We start from the raw sequence: 14,135 nt of genomic DNA on the forward strand, positions 1-14,135 counted from the left end.
TACCGGGCGGACGAAAGCCTTATCGTTCGAGCCGCTCGGTCAGCATGTGCGGCGTAGCCAGCCCTATGCCGAGCGCTGCAGCGACCGCGGTAGCGAGCAATCCTGCCGTGGTTGCCGCTACAAGCATTGCGGCTCCCGCCAGTGCGACCAACGTCGGGACCGCGCTTGCCCGCCAGACTGCATCGGTTCCGTAACGGGCCAGTTGTCGCTTTTGCACCGGCAGGGCGTGACCGGTCAGGAATATGACCCCGACGGCAAGCACGGGATGAAGCACGGCGGTTGCCGCCAGCGCGAGAAGCGCAGGGAGCCGCCCCGCGTCCCCGCGCAAGGCTGCAAGGCCCGCCAGCGCCGCGCCGCCTGCCCCGACCAGCGCGAGGATGGCCAGCATGGGTGCAGGTATGACCATGCCCGTGATACCAGTGAAAATGGCGGCGGTTTCGGTCGGTCGGAAAAGGACGCTGCCGCCCGTCGCCAGACTCGCGATTGCCAGCCGGGACGAGCGCGCAAAGCCGCACTCGGTCCGCGCGAAATGCCAAGCGGACAGGGCGAGGAACAGCGCCAGGCCCGCTACCGGTGCGGCCAGGAACAGACCGGCAAAGGCAAGGCCGACGGCGACATAGGCGCCAGCATGCAGCAGGCCAAAGGGGCGGATCGCGTCCTGTTGTTCGTCCCCGGCCCCATGCGCCAGCCCCGCTGCGAAGAGGCAGAGGCCGATGACGACCGGCGCCGCCCCGCCTGCAATCTGGGCAACACATGCAACCAAGACGGCCCCGCACGCGAAAAGGGCCCCGGCATCATGCCAGGGCCCCCTTTCACCGGCGTGCCGGACACGCTGCAAGTCAGTCGCCCCGGGCGGAAGCGATCTTGCTGCCGAGCGGACTGGTTTCCAGAGCCTCTGCTGCAGGGACGTAGCCTTCCAGCGCGCTGCGGCGCAGGACGTAGCGGGACAGGATCACGCCGTAGATCAGCTTGGTCGAGATGTCCGCAATCGAGAACAGGAGCTGGCGCACCACCACGACATCGCCGTTGAAGCCGAGCTGCGGCAGGGCGTAGGCGATGGGGTAGAGGCCCCAGGTGGCAAGGAAGTACCACCAGATGTTCTTGGGCCAGGCCACCAGTGACGGCGGGCTGTTGGCAATCGCTGCCGAGATCACGCCGCGCACCTCGATGATAAGCCACACGAAGAACAGGGTGGAGATGACGCCCCAGATATTGAGCCGCGAGAAATCGCCGGTTTCGCCGAACTGCCCATACAGGCCGGTCCAGATCATCAGCAGCGCCGGAATGCTCATGCGCAAGGCCCGCTTGTGAAGGTCGGGCCGCGACAGGGCGAAGGCGATGGGAAGCTGCGTCAGCAGGATCGGCACCGTGATCGTCCAGTTGCCGTAGCGATAGGCATTGGTGAAGGTCTCGCCATCGGCCAGCGGGGTGTAGACGCCGCCCGCGAACTCGTACGCCGCCTGCCAGGTCGAAAATTCGCGCAGCAGGCTGAGGCCTGCGCTGGCCATGACGATCGCCGACAGGACCGGCACGATCCGGTAACGCGGGGCAAGCTGCATGCTTGTCATGAGGAAATAGAGAATGAAGGCGAAATGCGCGCCGTAGCTGACCATCAGGATCAGCGAACCGGTCGTGTATTGGCCGGAGGTAAGTGTAACCAGATTCTCGATATTGCCCACCATGGCAGCACCGTTTTCCGAAAGAGCCATGTCAGCCCCCTTTCTTGAATGCACGTGGCATGCACATCGGTCTGCCCCGGCGAGATACGCGCCTGCTGCGCGCTGCAACTTAATTCGGCGTGGGCCGTTGGGTTCCTTACAAAATTACCCACGCAACAATTCTTGGTATGGTCAGGGGGCACTTGCCGGTGGACTTGCAACGTATTTCCGGACTGCCCGGTTGGATCCTGCACAGGCTGTTTGCCAGTTACTGGCTGCTGGCAGTGTGCGCAGTGCTTGCTGCGCTGCCCTTCGCGCTCGCTGTCCTGTGGCTGGACCGAGAGCTGACGACCGAGTGGCTTCTTACCCGCGATCTCGCGACTGTGGCCACCGCCGATACGGCCAAGGATTTCACCGGCGTCGCGGCCGGAGTGAATGCCGCCTTCATCACGCTTTATTTCTCCATCACCCTGATCGTGCTCAGCATGGCGGCAGGCAATCTGGGCGCGCGCCTGATCGACCGCTGGATCGAGCGGCCGCTGGTACGGGTGAGCCTGGCCGGATTGTCCTTCTCCATGATCGTAAGTCTGGTGGCCATGCTGGCGACAGATGCCGAGGCCGATCTGGCCGACACGCCGCTGCTGCTGGTCGGGGTCGTCGCGCTTCTACAGGCGATAAACGTCGCCATGCTGTCCGTATCGCTCCACGATCTGGGCCGGACCATGTTCGTCGATACCTCTATCGACCGGTTGTGCGTCGATGCCTGCAAGCGGTCGATAGATCTGGAACCCGTGGAGCGCAGCGCAAGAAGCGAGCACGTCGTATTGCGCGCCCCGCGAGAGGGGTATTTCGAGGACATCGACCTTGCAAAACTGCGGGACATTGCCTGCGATGGACGTGCGGTAACCCTGCACGTCGCGCCCGGTCAGCACGTCCTGAAGGGAGAGCCGATCCTGTGCTCTCCTTCGGATATGGATAAAAACCAGGTCAAGTCGGCCATCGCCATCGGCCCGTACCGCTCGGACGCGCAAGGCCCGGTCTTCCGCATCCGCCTGCTGGTGGAGATCGCGGCGCGGGCACTGTCTCCGGCGATCAACGATTTCTACACCGCCATCGCCTGCGCCGACAAGCTGGCCGCCGTCATGGAAAGCCAGGTCGATAGCTGGATCGACGACGACCGCGATCCGGCGCTGAAAGGCTGTCCCGAACTCGTCCTGCTGGGCCAGGATTTTCGCGGACTGTTCGAGGACCCGATGAGCGCATTCCGCCAGGCTGCATGCCAGTATCCATCGGTATCGATCCGCATGATCGACAATTATGGCCGCATTGCCGCGCGGATCGAGCGGGAGGACGGCCCGGCCCAGCTCGTCGACTTCATCCGCGACCTTGCCAGGCACTTGCGCGATCACGCGGATAGCGTCACGCAATACGGCATGGACAAGAGATCGATAAACGCTGCGTTCGACAACGGTTTCGGCGACGGGAAAACTGCGGGCGGGCACGCCTGATGCCGAGCGATATCCGTTTCTTCCTAGCCCGGCTGAACGCCAATTACTGGTTCTATCCCGCGACGTTTTCGCTCGCAGCGGCGCTGCTTGCGCTTGGCGCAGTCTATCTCGTCCGGTCCGGCTTCACCTCGTTCCTGAACGACGTCGAATGGCTTCTCCCGGCGCGGCCGGACGGTGCGTCGAACATGCTGACCGTCATGGCCAGCAGCATGATCGGCGTCGCATCGACCGTGTTTTCCATAACCATCGCGGCGGTCGCCTATGCCAGCGGCAATTACGGGCCGAGGCTGCTCACCAACTTCATGGAAGACCGCGGCAACCAGTTGAGCCTGGCGACCTTCATCGGGGCGTTCGTGTATGCGCTCGTCGTGCTGCGAAATGTCAGGGGTGAGGACGAGACCCCGGCCGCTGATGCGGCAGCCAGCGCCTTGCCCGGCTTCGTTCCCCAGCTGTCGCTGCTGATCGCCTATGTGCTCATGGCCGTATGCGTGGCGGTGCTGGTTTTCTTCCTCAACCACATCCCGTCCAGCATCCGCATCAACAAGGTGCTGGAAGGCATCGGTCGCCGCCTGCTGGACGCCATACGGTCAACCTACCCGGTCGAGGACGAATTCTCCGAAGCCGTGGTGCCAAAAGGCGGGGAACCGCTGACCGCGTGGGAAACGGGTTATGTCCAGTTGATCGATTTCGAAGATCTCCTGTCCATCGCCAAGGACTGTGAAGGCACGTTCAGCCTGAAGGTTCGCACCGGCGATTTCGTCCACCGCGACCTGCCATTGATGGAAGTCGACGGGTGCGATCCCGGTTCTATCGAGGACAAGGTACGGGAATGCTTCACCCTCGGCCCGACGCGCACGCCGGAACAGGACCCGCAATTCCTGATCGACGAGCTGGTGGAAATCGGCCTGCGCGCGCTGTCCCCGGGGATCAACGACCCTTTCACCGCGATCACCGCACTCCACTGGCTGGGCGCTGCCACGTCCGACATCGGACGCCGCGATTTGCGCAAGAATATCTGCGGGCACGACGAGGACAACTGCCCGATCATTCCCGCGCCGGACGATTTCGCCCATTACCTGAAGCGCGGATTCGGCTCCATTCGTAGCGGGGTCGCAACTTCGCCGATCGCGGCGGAAGTCATGCTAGACGTCATTTCAAAGGCATCGACCCCGCTCGGCCATACGGACCGGCAGGAGCAATTGCGAATGGAAGGACACCGCCTGGCCGAACAGGCCCGCCTCCACCTGGTCGGCCCCGACCTCGAGAGGTTCGAGCAGCACAAGGCGGCGTTCGACCGGACGTTCTGGCAGTCCAGTACGGCCTAGGGACGCGGCGTGCGATCTTCCTGCGACTTGCGGGCGAAGACCAGCGCGCTGCCGAGCATCGCCATGCCGACGATGTCCGGAATGCCAAGGATCTCGCCGAAGACGGCCGCGCCGTAGATTGCCGCCACGGCGGGCTGCGTCAGCAGGGCCAGCCCGATCACCAGTGGCGGGAAATGGCGCAGGCTGAAGACCAGCAGGCCCTGCCCCACAACCTGGCTGAGCAGCGAGAGCACGATCAGCGGCGTCCAGTCCGTAGGCCAGACAGGCTCGCCCAGCAGCAGCGCCATTGCCAGCAGAACCGGCGATGCGATCAGCGCGACCCAGGTCAGCAGCGACCACCCGCCGAACTGGCCGCGCACTCCCTGCAAGGTGAGCAGGTAGACGGCATAGGCCAGACCTGCGGCAAGGCAGAAGATGTCGCCGATCAGGGTCCCGACGCTGATTTCCAGGCTGCGCCCCATCAGGATCGCCGCGCCTCCCAGCGCAAGCGCGATGGCCAGCCAGTCGGCACCGCGCGGCAGCATCCGCCCCATGATAAAGCCCCAGAAGAGCAGCACGATGCTGCCTGCATTGCCGAACAGCGTCGCATTGCCCAGCCGCGTGCGCTCTATCCCAATATGCCAGCTGCCGAGGTCGAAAGCGAAGGCGACCGCGCCCAGGGCAACAAGGCCCAGCGCGCGCCGCGGCATCCCGCCCAGCCGTTGCCCCGACCTAGCCGCAATCAGGGCGAGGAAGGGCAATGCCAGGACCATGCGCCAGAAGGCCGCCGACACCGGCCCGCTATCGGCCAGCCGCACGCTCCACGGCCCCAGGGCCAGCGCCACGTTTCCTGCGAGCAACGCGGCCAATAGCAACCATCGTCTGCCTGAAACGGTTTCTTCGGTTGCGGCCTTCATGCCCGCTCCCTAGCTCCGGGACCACAAACGCACAGCATTAATTCAACGCAGGACAGGTACTGGCATGGCACACGACAATCTTCTCGAGCCGATCACTATGGGCGCTCTGGAGGCACGCAACCGCATCTTCATGGCGCCGCTGACTCGTGGCCGCGCAACCGTGCCGGGGTCGGTTCCGAACGAAATGATGGCGACGTATTACCGCCAGCGCAGCGGTGCCGGGCTGATCATAAGCGAAGCGACCGGTATCTCCCGGGAAGGCCTGGGCTGGCCCGCCGCGCCCGGCATCTGGTCCGACGAACAGGTCGAAGGGTGGAAGCAGGTCACACAGGCAGTGCACGAGGAAGGCGGCCTGATCGTCCTGCAATTGTGGCACATGGGGCGGATCGTCCATCCCGACTTCCTGGACGGTGATGCGCCGGTCTCTGCCAGCGCGACCACCGCGCCCGGCCATGCCCACACGCCTTCGGGCCGCCAGGATCACCAGCAAGCGCGTGCGCTGTCGGTGGCCGAGATTGCGCGAGTGGCGGAAGATTACCATCACGCTGCCGAGAATGCGAAGAAAGCCGGTTTTGACGGCATCCAGCTTCACGGCGCGAATGGGTATCTGGTCGACCAGTTCCTGCGCTCCAGCACCAATTTGCGCGAAGACGAATATGGCGGTTCGGCAGAAAACCGTGCGCGCTTCCTTGACGAGGTGCTGACCGCCCTGGTCGATGTCTGGGGCGCGGACCGGGTGGGCCTGCGCCTGTCGCCCAATGGCGAGACGCAGGGCTGCGACGATCTCAATCCGGCGGAAACCTTCGGCGTCGCCTCGGCGGTGGCGCAGAAGCACGGGCTCGCTTTCCTTGAACTGCGGGAGCCGGGGCCCGAAGGGACCTTCGGTTCGACCGACGTGCCCAAGCAAAGCCCGATGATCCGCAGCACCTTTATGGGGCCGCTGGTGCTCAACAGCGATTACACCGCGGAAGAAGCCAGCGCCGACCTGGCAGCGAACCGCTGCGACGCGGTCAGCTTCGGCCGGCCCTATATCTCGAACCCCGACCTTGCGAACCGCATTCGCGAAGGCGCGGAATGGGCCGAAAACGTCAATGTCCCGAAAAGCTGGTATCTGCCGGGTCCGGAAGGATATATCGACTATCCGGCAATGGACTGAACGGCCGGCCTGCCAAGGCAATCCCGGGGGAGATAATGGGAAAAGCACTGCGATCCTGGCTGGTGGTCCCGGCTGACGAACCGGCGAAGCTGGAAAAGGTCGCGGCGCTCGACGCCGATGTTGTCCTGCTCGATCTTTCCGGCGTGGCCGAAGATGCGAAATCGCAGGCGCGGCAAATGGCGGCCGATTATCTCACGGGTCGCCCCTCCCCCGCCCCGGGAATGCCGGGGTCGCAGCGCTGGGTCAGGATCAACCCGATGGGCAGCGCCCATTGGCGCGAGGACCTCGTCGCCGTGATGCCCGCCGCGCCCAATGGCATCGTGTTGCCGCGTGCAACCGGAGCCGAACAGGTCGCCCAGCTCGCAAGCGAGATCTACGAGTTGGAGCAGACAAGCCCGGCAGAGCACAATTCGGTCCGCATCGTCCCGCAACTGGGCGATACCGCCGCAGGGGCATTGTCCGCGCCGGACGTTATCCGCGAACCGCATCCGCGCCTTGCCGGACTGGCATGGGACGCCGATGCGCTTATGCATTCAGCAGGCCTGCGCCCCTTCGGGAAAGGCGCACGCCGCTGGCCTGCAACCGTCAATCACGTTCGCGCTCAAGTCGTCCTGGCAGCCCGCGCTGCCGGGCTGTTCGCGCTGGAAACCGGCAGCCACGTGACGAAGGACGCCGACGTCTTCCGTGCACTGGCAAGCGAGGCGCGGTCAGCCGGTTTCGAAGCCATGATGGCCCGTCATCCCGCCCAGATCAGGCCGATCGCCGACATCTTCTCGCCCACCGAAGAGGAACGCGCCCGAGCCCGGTTGATCGTCGATGCGTTCGAGCGCCAGCCCGAAGCGCAGGTCGTATCGGTCGACCGTTTTGCCGCCGACCGCAGCGAACTGGCACGCGCCCGCACGATATTGGGCGAGTGACGCCCGATCAGTCTCCCGCAGATTCTTCGGTCGTTTCGTCGCCGGCTTCTTCGTCATTGCTCGCGGAACCCTCTCCGCCGCGTGGCGGCGAGGTGGAGGTGACCGATTCCAGGGGCAGCATGGAGTCGCTGATCACACCGCCCTGCACATCCCCGGCCGCGCCTGAGCCGCCGGCGCCGCCTGCAGCAGGCGCGCTATCGTCGCCGCAGGCCGCGAGGCCTGTCACCACCAGGAGCGCGGGGGCAAGGAATGTGACGTGTTTGCGGGTCATGCCGTTTCTCCGGAAAGGGCCGCCAAAAAGCCGGGCGCGGTTTTCATGAGCTGCGCATCCCACTGCTCGGCCGACATGGCAATACCGAGCTTTTCGAGACTGGTGACGCCCAGCGTATCGATACCGCATGGCACGATACCGCCGAAATGGGACAGGTCGGGCGACAGGTTCACGGAAAATCCGTGCATGGTCACCCACCGCCGCACGCGCACGCCGATGGCACCGATCTTCGCCTCAGCCCCGTCCACATCGCGCGTCCATATCCCGACGCGGCCATCGACCGCCCAGCTTTCGACGCCCAGCTGCGCCAGCGTGGCGATCACCCAGCCTTCCAGCGCATGGACGAAACGCCGGACATCGCGGCCCCGCTTTTTCAGGTCGAGCATCACGTAGCCGATCCTTTGGCCCGGGCCGTGATAAGTGTAGCGCCCGCCCCGGCCCGTCTCCACGACGTCGAATTGCGGGTTCAGCATCTCTGCCGGATCGGCGCTGGTTCCGGCGGTGTAGACGGGCGGATGCTCCAGCAGCCAGATCATCTCTCGCGCCTCTCCGGCGGAAATGGCGGCATTGCGCTCTTCCATCTCGGCCAGCGCGGCGCGATAGGGCACCGCCGCGCGGTCCTGTTGCCAGTCGATAGTATCGTCGGTTCCGGTCATCACCGGCATTGCTGGGGCCTGCCGCCCCGCTTATCAAGAGGGCTGACAGGGAGTTACCGATGGCACGCAGCAATTCGTTCGACATGACCCGCGCCTGGGAAGAGGCGGTGGCGCTTCTTTCCGCCAATCGCCAGACGGTGTTCGTGGTCGCCGGCGTCTTCTTCTTCCTGCCCTATCTGGCCGTCGTGTTGCTGGTCCCGGAGCTTGGCTCCATCATGGCCGGGCAGTCGGAGACGGCCGATCCCGATGCAGCGATGGCTGCGATGCAGGCGACGATGGCGCAATACTGGTGGGTCGTCGTGCTGTGGTCGCTGGTGCAGATGGTCGGTTCGCTCAGCCTGCTGGCATTGCTCGGGAAAAGCGGGCGGCCCACGCTGGGCGATGCCCTGAAGGAAGGGCTTGCCGGCCTCCTTCCCTATGTCGCGGCCTATGTCGCCGTGGCCCTGGGGCTGAGCCTTGCGCTCGGCCTGCTGATCGCGCTGTTCGCAGCCACCGGGTCGCAGGCTCTCGCGGCCATTCCCGTTTTCCTGTCGCTGCCGGTCATGATCTACGTCTTCGTGAAGGTATCGCTGGTCGCCCCGCTGATCGGGGCGGAAGGCCTGCGAAATCCCGTCGCCTCGCTGCGCCGGTCCTGGTCGCTGACGAAAGGCAATTCGTTTCGCCTGTTCCTGTTCTACGCCCTGCTGTTCACCGCCTACATCGTCCTGAGCCTGGTGGTGACGCTGGTGCTCGGGCTCGGCCTGGCCCTGTTCGGGGAAGGCATCGCGCTCATCGGAGACGCGCTTGTCAGTTCGGCGGTCAGCGCGCTGGCGTCCTGCATATCGCTGGCAGTCCTTGCCGCGGTCCATCGCCAGTTCACAGGCCACGCCACACGGGCAAGCGTGCCGCGCGTGACGAAGGACAGCTGAGCCTGCCTCAGTCCTTCCAGCCCCAGAACATCTTGCAGGGCAGAATATTCCAGAACTCGAAACCGGAATCGATCCGGTCGAACCGGGTCGCCATCAGGTCGCGGACCGCCGCCGTGAACTGATAGGCCATGAAGGCACCGCCCGGGCGCAAAATGCGGTGGGTGGCCGCCATGATGGCTGGACCGACACCGTCCGGCAGGGTGGAAAAGGGCAATCCGGACAGGATGTAGTCGGCATGGGAATGCCCGCCCGCATGGACGATCTTCTCCACGTCCGCAGCCGAGCCCAGGACGGCGGTAAAGCGGCTGTCGCGGATCGTGTCGTTCAGGTAATCCACGAATAGCGGATTGGTATCGATCGCGATCAGCGCGCCATCGGCCGGCAGGCGTTCGAGCACGGGCAGGCAGAACGTGCCGACGCCGGGGCCGTATTCCACGAACACCTTGCACTGCGCCCAGTCGACCGGCGCCAGCATGCGTTCGATGGTGAAGCGGGACGAGGGGATGACCGATCCGACCATGCGGGGGTGCTCGACAAAGCCGCGGAAGAATACACCCCACTGCCCCGCCAGCCGCGAAGCCTTGCGCGACAGGCGATCGCGCAGGCGGGTCGAGGCGAGAATATCGTTATCGGTCAATCTGATCCTCCGGATGGCCACACTGGCCCTTGGTCGCGGTTCGCTCGCGAACTGACAAGGGTCGCGCAGCAATGCAAGCCTGCTCGCACCCATAGTCCCATTGCCAGAGCCGCATGTGCGGCGTAGCGCTGCTGGCAACGCCATGGTCGATGCCGAACCACCTCCCCGCATGACAGCAGCAGCCCCGCAGGCTCGCCCTCGCACCATATCGCGCGGACGGCTGGTCCTGCTCTTCACCGTCATGCTGGTGACGGCGGCAGGCAATACGGCCATGCAGTCGGTCATGCCCAGCATCGGCACCGCGCTGGGGGTTTCGGATGTGTGGATCAGCCTCGCCTATAGCTGGTCGGCGATCCTGTGGGTGACCTGCGCGCCCATATGGGCGAAGCGCAGCGACCGGCGCGGCCGCAAGGCGATGATGGCGCTGGGGCTCGTCGGTTTCGCGTCGTCCATGGCCCTGTGCGGGATCGTATTGTGGGCCGGCCTCGCCGGATTGATCCCGGCGCTGTGGACGCTGGTGCTGTTTGCCCTGTGCCGCTCGCTCTACGGCCTGCTGGGATCGGCTGCGCCGCCCGCCGTGCAGGCCTATGTCGCCAGCCGCACGCCGCGCGCGGAAAGGACGCAGGCGCTATCGCTCATTTCGTCCAGTTTCGGCCTGGGGACCGTTGTCGGACCGGCCCTGGCGCCGCTCCTGATCTTCCCGCTGGTAGGCCTGACCGGCCCCTTCATCGCCTTTGCCGCTGTCGGCCTTGCTACGCTAATCGCCCTGCGTCTGCGCCTGCCCAATGACGAGCCGCAATTCGAGGCGCGCGGACGCGCTTTCGACGCTCCCTACGGCAACAGCGGCAGCGCGCGCGAGGCACGGCGTTCCGATGCGGCGGCCGGGGACCCCATCGAAGAAGAGGACGACGACAGCGGCGATCTTCCCGGCGACATCCCGGACCTGCTGTGGAAAGATCGCCGGACCTGGGGCTGGTACGTCTCCGGCCTGCTGGGCGGTCATGCGCAGGCGATGATCCTCGGCATCTCGGGATTCCTCGTCCTCGACAGGCTGGGCCTTAGGGACGATCCGATGGCAGGGGCCGGCCCGGTCGGCATCGTGCTGATGGTCGGCGCGGTCGCCACCCTGCTGGCGCAGTGGGGCCTGATCCCGACGCTGCACATGGGACCGCGCTCGGCGACACTGTGGGGCATGGCGCTTTCCATTGCCGGCGTGGCGCTTTTCGCCGTGGGCGGCGATTTGCACGCCATCGCTCTGGGCTTCGCGATCGCCTCGCTCGGCTTCGGTCTTTTCCGTCCCGGTTTCACTGCCGGGGCCTCGCTTGCCGTGACGCGGCCCGAACAGGGGCAGGTGTCGGGCAAGGTCGCGGCCATCAACGGCGCCAGCTATGTCTATGCACCCGCCCTCGGCGTCTGGCTGTATGGCTTTTCCGAGACCGTGGCATTCGGCGTGGTCATCGGGTTCTGCCTGTCGGTACTGATCCTGGGCTGGCGCAGCCTGCAGGCGGATGAGGACCTGACGCAGGAACGCCGCTGACGCCCGGCCCGAGCGAACCCAACCGGACCGGGGTCAGCTGGCATAATCGTTGTTAGAGGATTTCCTCGACCTTTTCCTTTGGTCGGCACAGCCGCACGCCCTTCTCCGTTTCCACCAGCGGGCGCTCGATCAGGATGGGGTCCGCCACCATCGCATCCAGGATCGTGTCGGCATCCGCACCGGGCAAACCGCGTTCCTCTGCGTCTGTGCCGCGCAGGCGCAGGCCGTCGCTGGGGCTGATACCGGCATCGGCGTAAAGCTGGGCCAGTTTCTCGCGCGTGGGCGGTTCCTTCAGATATTCAACCACGGTCACGTCGACACCGTCCCGCTCCTGCAGGATGCCAAGCGTATTGCGGGACGTCCCGCATTTCGGGTTGTGCCAGATCGTTGCTTTCATGCGGGGGACTCCTTTGCTGGACACGGCGCGCGCGGGCGGCCTGTTGCGCAAACGCTAATCGATTGCGTCGGTCAGATCCCCCTAATCGATGCGAATTTTCTCACAAGGCCAAGGCTGCGCTTGCAATTGCGAATTACTCTCAATAGCAGGCCCGCAATATTGAGAATAATTCGCAAGAAAGTCCCGATTCGATGAAAAGCACAGTGCGCGCAGCCCTCCTGACCGGCGCCGTCGTCCTTCATGCCGTCCCCGCCCTCGCCAGCGCGGATGCCGCGCCGGAGCGCGAATACCTACCGTCCGAAATCGTCGTCACCGGGGAAAAGGACGGCTATGGCGACAGCGATGGATCGACCGGGACGAAAACGCCGACGCCGCTGGTCGATGTGCCGCAGACCGTCACCTTCATCACCGAAGACCAGCTGGAAGACCAGTCGGTGCGCCAGCTGGGCGAAGCTCTGCGTTACGTGCCGGGCGTCAGCCTGGAAACGGGCGAAGGTCACCGCGACGAAATTTTCATTCGCGGACAGGAAACGACCGCCGACTTCTATATCGACGGCCTGCGCGACGATGCGCAATACTACCGCTCGCTCTACAATATCAGCCGGGTCGAGGTTCTGAAGGGCGCCAATGCGCTGATCTTCGGGCGCGGCGGCGGCGGCGGTGTCGTCAACCGCGTGAGCAAGCGCGCGACCTTCAGCGATGCCTTCACCCAGGGCGAGGCGTCGGTCGATACGTTCGGCGCATTTGCTGGCGTGGTGGACGTCAACCAGCCGGTCAGCGATACCGTGGCCCTGCGCCTGTCCGCAACCTACGAGGAATTCGACAGCCACCGCGATTTCTACGAGGGCAATTTCGTCGGTATCTCGCCGACGATCACCGCGGCCCTCGGCCCCGACACCACCCTGACTTCGCATTATACCTATGACGAGGACAACCGCCTGACGGATCGCGGCGTGCCCGCGTTCAATGGCGGTCCCTTGCGCGGTTATGACGAAACGCTGTTCGGCGACCGCGACTTCAACGACAGCGAGGTAGAGGCGCATATCGCCCGTACCCGTCTTGAGCACGAGTTCTCCGGCACGCTGTCGGCCAATGCCAGCATCCAGTACGCCAATTACGACAAGACCTACGCCAACATCCTGCCCCGGGGCACGGATGGCACGACCGTCCAGCTGGGCGGCTACCGGATGCGACGCAGCGCGAGAACCTGTACGGTCAGGCGAACCTCGTCTGGCAGGTCGATACCGGCCCGGCCAGCAACACGCTGCTGCTGGGTGTCGAGGCCGGGCGACAGGATACGCAGAACCAGCGCTGGAATGTCAATTTCGACACCACCGACACGGTGACGCTGGCCGATGTGATCAGCATCCCCGCCTTCACCACCGCCCAGTCGCGTTCGCGGGACAGCAATCTCGATACGTTCTCGGCCTATATCCAGAACCAGCTCGATATCGGCGATCATTTCGAAATCATCGCAGGCCTGCGCTTCGATCGCTTCGACCTCGATACCGTGGACCTGATCAGCGGAGTGGACGGCAGCCGCGTGGACGAGGAAGTCTCGCCGCGCGTGGGCCTCGTTTTCAAGCCGCAGGAGAGCCTTTCGATCTACGCGTCCTACGCCGAAAGCTTCCTGCCGCAGGCCGGCGACCAGTTCCTGCTGCTGTCGCCGACCGATGCCGCATTCGAACCGGAGGCGTTCCGCAATTACGAAATCGGCGTGAAGTGGGCCGCGCGTCCGGGCCTGCTGGCAACGGCATCGGTTTTCCGCCTCGACCGCGACAACACCACCGCTCCCGATCCGGCGAATACCGGCCTCACCGTGCTGACCGGCGCCAGCCGGGTCGAAGGTTTCGAGGCCAGCATCATCGGCGAGATCACGCCGTTCTGGGAAGCCAGCCTCGGCTACACCTATCTCGACGGTGAAATCACCGAAACCACGGACAGCGCGGCTGCGGGGACCCGCCTGCAGCAGCTGCCGGAGCACCAGTTCAGCGCGTGGAACCGCTTCAACCTGAACGAAAAATTCGGAATCGGCTTCGGCGTGATCTACCAGGACGAGCAGTTCGCCAGCTTCTCCAACAATGTGGTGTTGCCCGATTACTGGCGCGTCGACACCGCCGCGTTCTACGACGTGAACGAGAACGTGTCGCTGCAGGTCAATATCGAGAACCTCTTCAACGAGGATTACTATCCCAGCGCACACGGCGACAACAACATCCAGCCGGGCGAACCCTTCAGTGCCCGCTTCGGTGTGCGCGTGAAGATGTAA

Annotated in this window: 14 protein-coding genes and 1 pseudogene; 8 read left to right on the plus strand and 7 right to left on the minus strand. The window is 64.8% G+C overall.

What is annotated here, in order from left to right; genetic code table 11:
* Window positions 1-19: 19 nt before the first annotated feature.
* The gene (locus ACGHJ7_RS07855) at window positions 20-763 is read right to left on the minus strand and encodes a Brp/Blh family beta-carotene 15,15'-dioxygenase (RefSeq protein WP_390476116.1); all 744 of its coding nucleotides are present in this window, start codon (window positions 761-763) and stop codon (window positions 20-22) included.
* Window positions 764-839: 76 nt separating this feature from the next.
* Entirely contained in the window at window positions 840-1,709 is an 870-nt protein-coding gene (locus ACGHJ7_RS07860) for a bacteriorhodopsin (protein ID WP_390476118.1), read from the minus strand.
* A 158-nt stretch (window positions 1,710-1,867) separates the two neighbouring features.
* Between ACGHJ7_RS07860 and ACGHJ7_RS07865 the strand changes: the two genes are divergently transcribed.
* Both ACGHJ7_RS07865 and ACGHJ7_RS07870 read left to right on the plus strand, forming a co-directional pair.
* Complete coding sequence (locus ACGHJ7_RS07865) at window positions 1,868-3,166, plus strand: DUF2254 family protein (protein ID WP_390476121.1); 1,299 nt, start codon at window positions 1,868-1,870, stop codon at window positions 3,164-3,166.
* Window positions 3,166-4,491 carry a DUF2254 domain-containing protein gene (locus ACGHJ7_RS07870; RefSeq protein ID WP_390476123.1) on the plus strand — a complete coding sequence of 442 codons (1,326 nt, stop codon included), beginning with the start codon at window positions 3,166-3,168 and terminating at the stop codon, window positions 4,489-4,491. The genes ACGHJ7_RS07865 and ACGHJ7_RS07870 overlap by 1 nt, the downstream gene beginning before the upstream one ends.
* On the opposite strand, the gene ACGHJ7_RS07875 is transcribed toward ACGHJ7_RS07870, so the two are convergent.
* Window positions 4,488-5,387 (minus strand): DMT family transporter, encoded by a 900-nt coding sequence (locus tag ACGHJ7_RS07875; protein ID WP_390476125.1) that lies wholly within the window; start codon window positions 5,385-5,387, stop codon window positions 4,488-4,490. The genes ACGHJ7_RS07870 and ACGHJ7_RS07875 overlap by 4 nt on opposite strands.
* Before the next feature lie 64 nt (window positions 5,388-5,451).
* Between ACGHJ7_RS07875 and ACGHJ7_RS07880 the strand changes: the two genes are divergently transcribed.
* Together ACGHJ7_RS07880 and ACGHJ7_RS07885 are read left to right on the plus strand one after the other, a co-directional pair.
* On the plus strand, window positions 5,452-6,543 hold the full coding sequence (locus ACGHJ7_RS07880; protein WP_390476127.1) for an alkene reductase: 1,092 nt from the start codon (window positions 5,452-5,454) through the stop codon (window positions 6,541-6,543).
* A gap of 35 nt (window positions 6,544-6,578) precedes the next feature.
* Window positions 6,579-7,460, plus strand: coding sequence for an HpcH/HpaI aldolase/citrate lyase family protein (locus ACGHJ7_RS07885; protein ID WP_390476129.1), 882 nt, complete (start codon window positions 6,579-6,581; stop codon window positions 7,458-7,460).
* A 7-nt stretch (window positions 7,461-7,467) separates the two neighbouring features.
* On the opposite strand, the gene ACGHJ7_RS07890 is transcribed toward ACGHJ7_RS07885, so the two are convergent.
* Both ACGHJ7_RS07890 and lipB read right to left on the minus strand, forming a co-directional pair.
* Complete coding sequence (locus tag ACGHJ7_RS07890; protein WP_390476131.1) at window positions 7,468-7,731, minus strand: hypothetical protein; 264 nt, start codon at window positions 7,729-7,731, stop codon at window positions 7,468-7,470.
* Entirely contained in the window at window positions 7,728-8,387 is a 660-nt protein-coding gene (gene lipB / locus ACGHJ7_RS07895) for a lipoyl(octanoyl) transferase LipB (protein WP_390476133.1), read from the minus strand. The genes ACGHJ7_RS07890 and lipB overlap by 4 nt, the downstream gene beginning before the upstream one ends.
* Before the next feature lie 59 nt (window positions 8,388-8,446).
* Between lipB and ACGHJ7_RS07900 the strand changes: the two genes are divergently transcribed.
* A complete protein-coding gene (locus tag ACGHJ7_RS07900) occupies window positions 8,447-9,295 on the plus strand; it encodes a hypothetical protein (RefSeq protein ID WP_390476135.1) in 849 nt (282 codons plus the stop codon).
* A 7-nt stretch (window positions 9,296-9,302) separates the two neighbouring features.
* On the opposite strand, the gene ACGHJ7_RS07905 is transcribed toward ACGHJ7_RS07900, so the two are convergent.
* A complete protein-coding gene (locus ACGHJ7_RS07905) occupies window positions 9,303-9,932 on the minus strand; it encodes a class I SAM-dependent methyltransferase (protein ID WP_390476137.1) in 630 nt (209 codons plus the stop codon).
* Window positions 9,933-10,101: 169 nt separating this feature from the next.
* Here ACGHJ7_RS07905 and ACGHJ7_RS07910 point away from each other — a divergent pair, with 169 nt between their 5' ends.
* On the plus strand, window positions 10,102-11,469 hold the full coding sequence (locus ACGHJ7_RS07910; RefSeq protein ID WP_390476138.1) for an MFS transporter: 1,368 nt from the start codon (window positions 10,102-10,104) through the stop codon (window positions 11,467-11,469).
* 52 nt (window positions 11,470-11,521) lie between these two features.
* On the opposite strand, the gene arsC is transcribed toward ACGHJ7_RS07910, so the two are convergent.
* Window positions 11,522-11,866 carry an arsenate reductase (glutaredoxin) gene (gene arsC, locus ACGHJ7_RS07915; RefSeq protein ID WP_390476141.1) on the minus strand — a complete coding sequence of 115 codons (345 nt, stop codon included), beginning with the start codon at window positions 11,864-11,866 and terminating at the stop codon, window positions 11,522-11,524.
* A 191-nt stretch (window positions 11,867-12,057) separates the two neighbouring features.
* Between arsC and ACGHJ7_RS07920 the strand changes: the two are divergent.
* Window positions 12,058-12,471 (plus strand): annotated as a pseudogene (locus ACGHJ7_RS07920) (TonB-dependent receptor plug domain-containing protein); the annotation flags it as partial.
* A gap of 602 nt (window positions 12,472-13,073) precedes the next feature.
* Entirely contained in the window at window positions 13,074-14,135 is a 1,062-nt protein-coding gene (locus tag ACGHJ7_RS07925) for a TonB-dependent receptor (RefSeq protein WP_390476296.1), read from the plus strand.

The organism is Altererythrobacter sp. MTPC7 (assembly GCF_042851395.1).
Taxonomy (GTDB): domain Bacteria; phylum Pseudomonadota; class Alphaproteobacteria; order Sphingomonadales; family Sphingomonadaceae; genus CAJXSN01.

Excerpts from the sequence above, each read along its gene's own strand:
- ACGHJ7_RS07860 (WP_390476118.1), bottom strand. The coding sequence starts at position 1,709 with ATGGCTCTTTCGGAAAACGGTGCTGCCATGGTGGGCAATATCGAGAAT.
- ACGHJ7_RS07870 (WP_390476123.1), top strand. The coding sequence starts at position 3,166 with ATGCCGAGCGATATCCGTTTCTTCCTAGCCCGGCTGAACGCCAATTAC.
- ACGHJ7_RS07875 (WP_390476125.1), bottom strand. The coding sequence starts at position 5,387 with ATGAAGGCCGCAACCGAAGAAACCGTTTCAGGCAGACGATGGTTGCTA.
- ACGHJ7_RS07880 (WP_390476127.1), top strand. The coding sequence starts at position 5,452 with ATGGCACACGACAATCTTCTCGAGCCGATCACTATGGGCGCTCTGGAG.
- ACGHJ7_RS07885 (WP_390476129.1), top strand. The coding sequence starts at position 6,579 with ATGGGAAAAGCACTGCGATCCTGGCTGGTGGTCCCGGCTGACGAACCG.
- ACGHJ7_RS07890 (WP_390476131.1), bottom strand. The coding sequence starts at position 7,731 with ATGACCCGCAAACACGTCACATTCCTTGCCCCCGCGCTCCTGGTGGTG.
- lipB (WP_390476133.1), bottom strand. The coding sequence starts at position 8,387 with ATGACCGGAACCGACGATACTATCGACTGGCAACAGGACCGCGCGGCG.
- ACGHJ7_RS07900 (WP_390476135.1), top strand. The coding sequence starts at position 8,447 with ATGGCACGCAGCAATTCGTTCGACATGACCCGCGCCTGGGAAGAGGCG.
- ACGHJ7_RS07910 (WP_390476138.1), top strand. The coding sequence starts at position 10,102 with ATGACAGCAGCAGCCCCGCAGGCTCGCCCTCGCACCATATCGCGCGGA.
- arsC (WP_390476141.1), bottom strand. The coding sequence starts at position 11,866 with ATGAAAGCAACGATCTGGCACAACCCGAAATGCGGGACGTCCCGCAAT.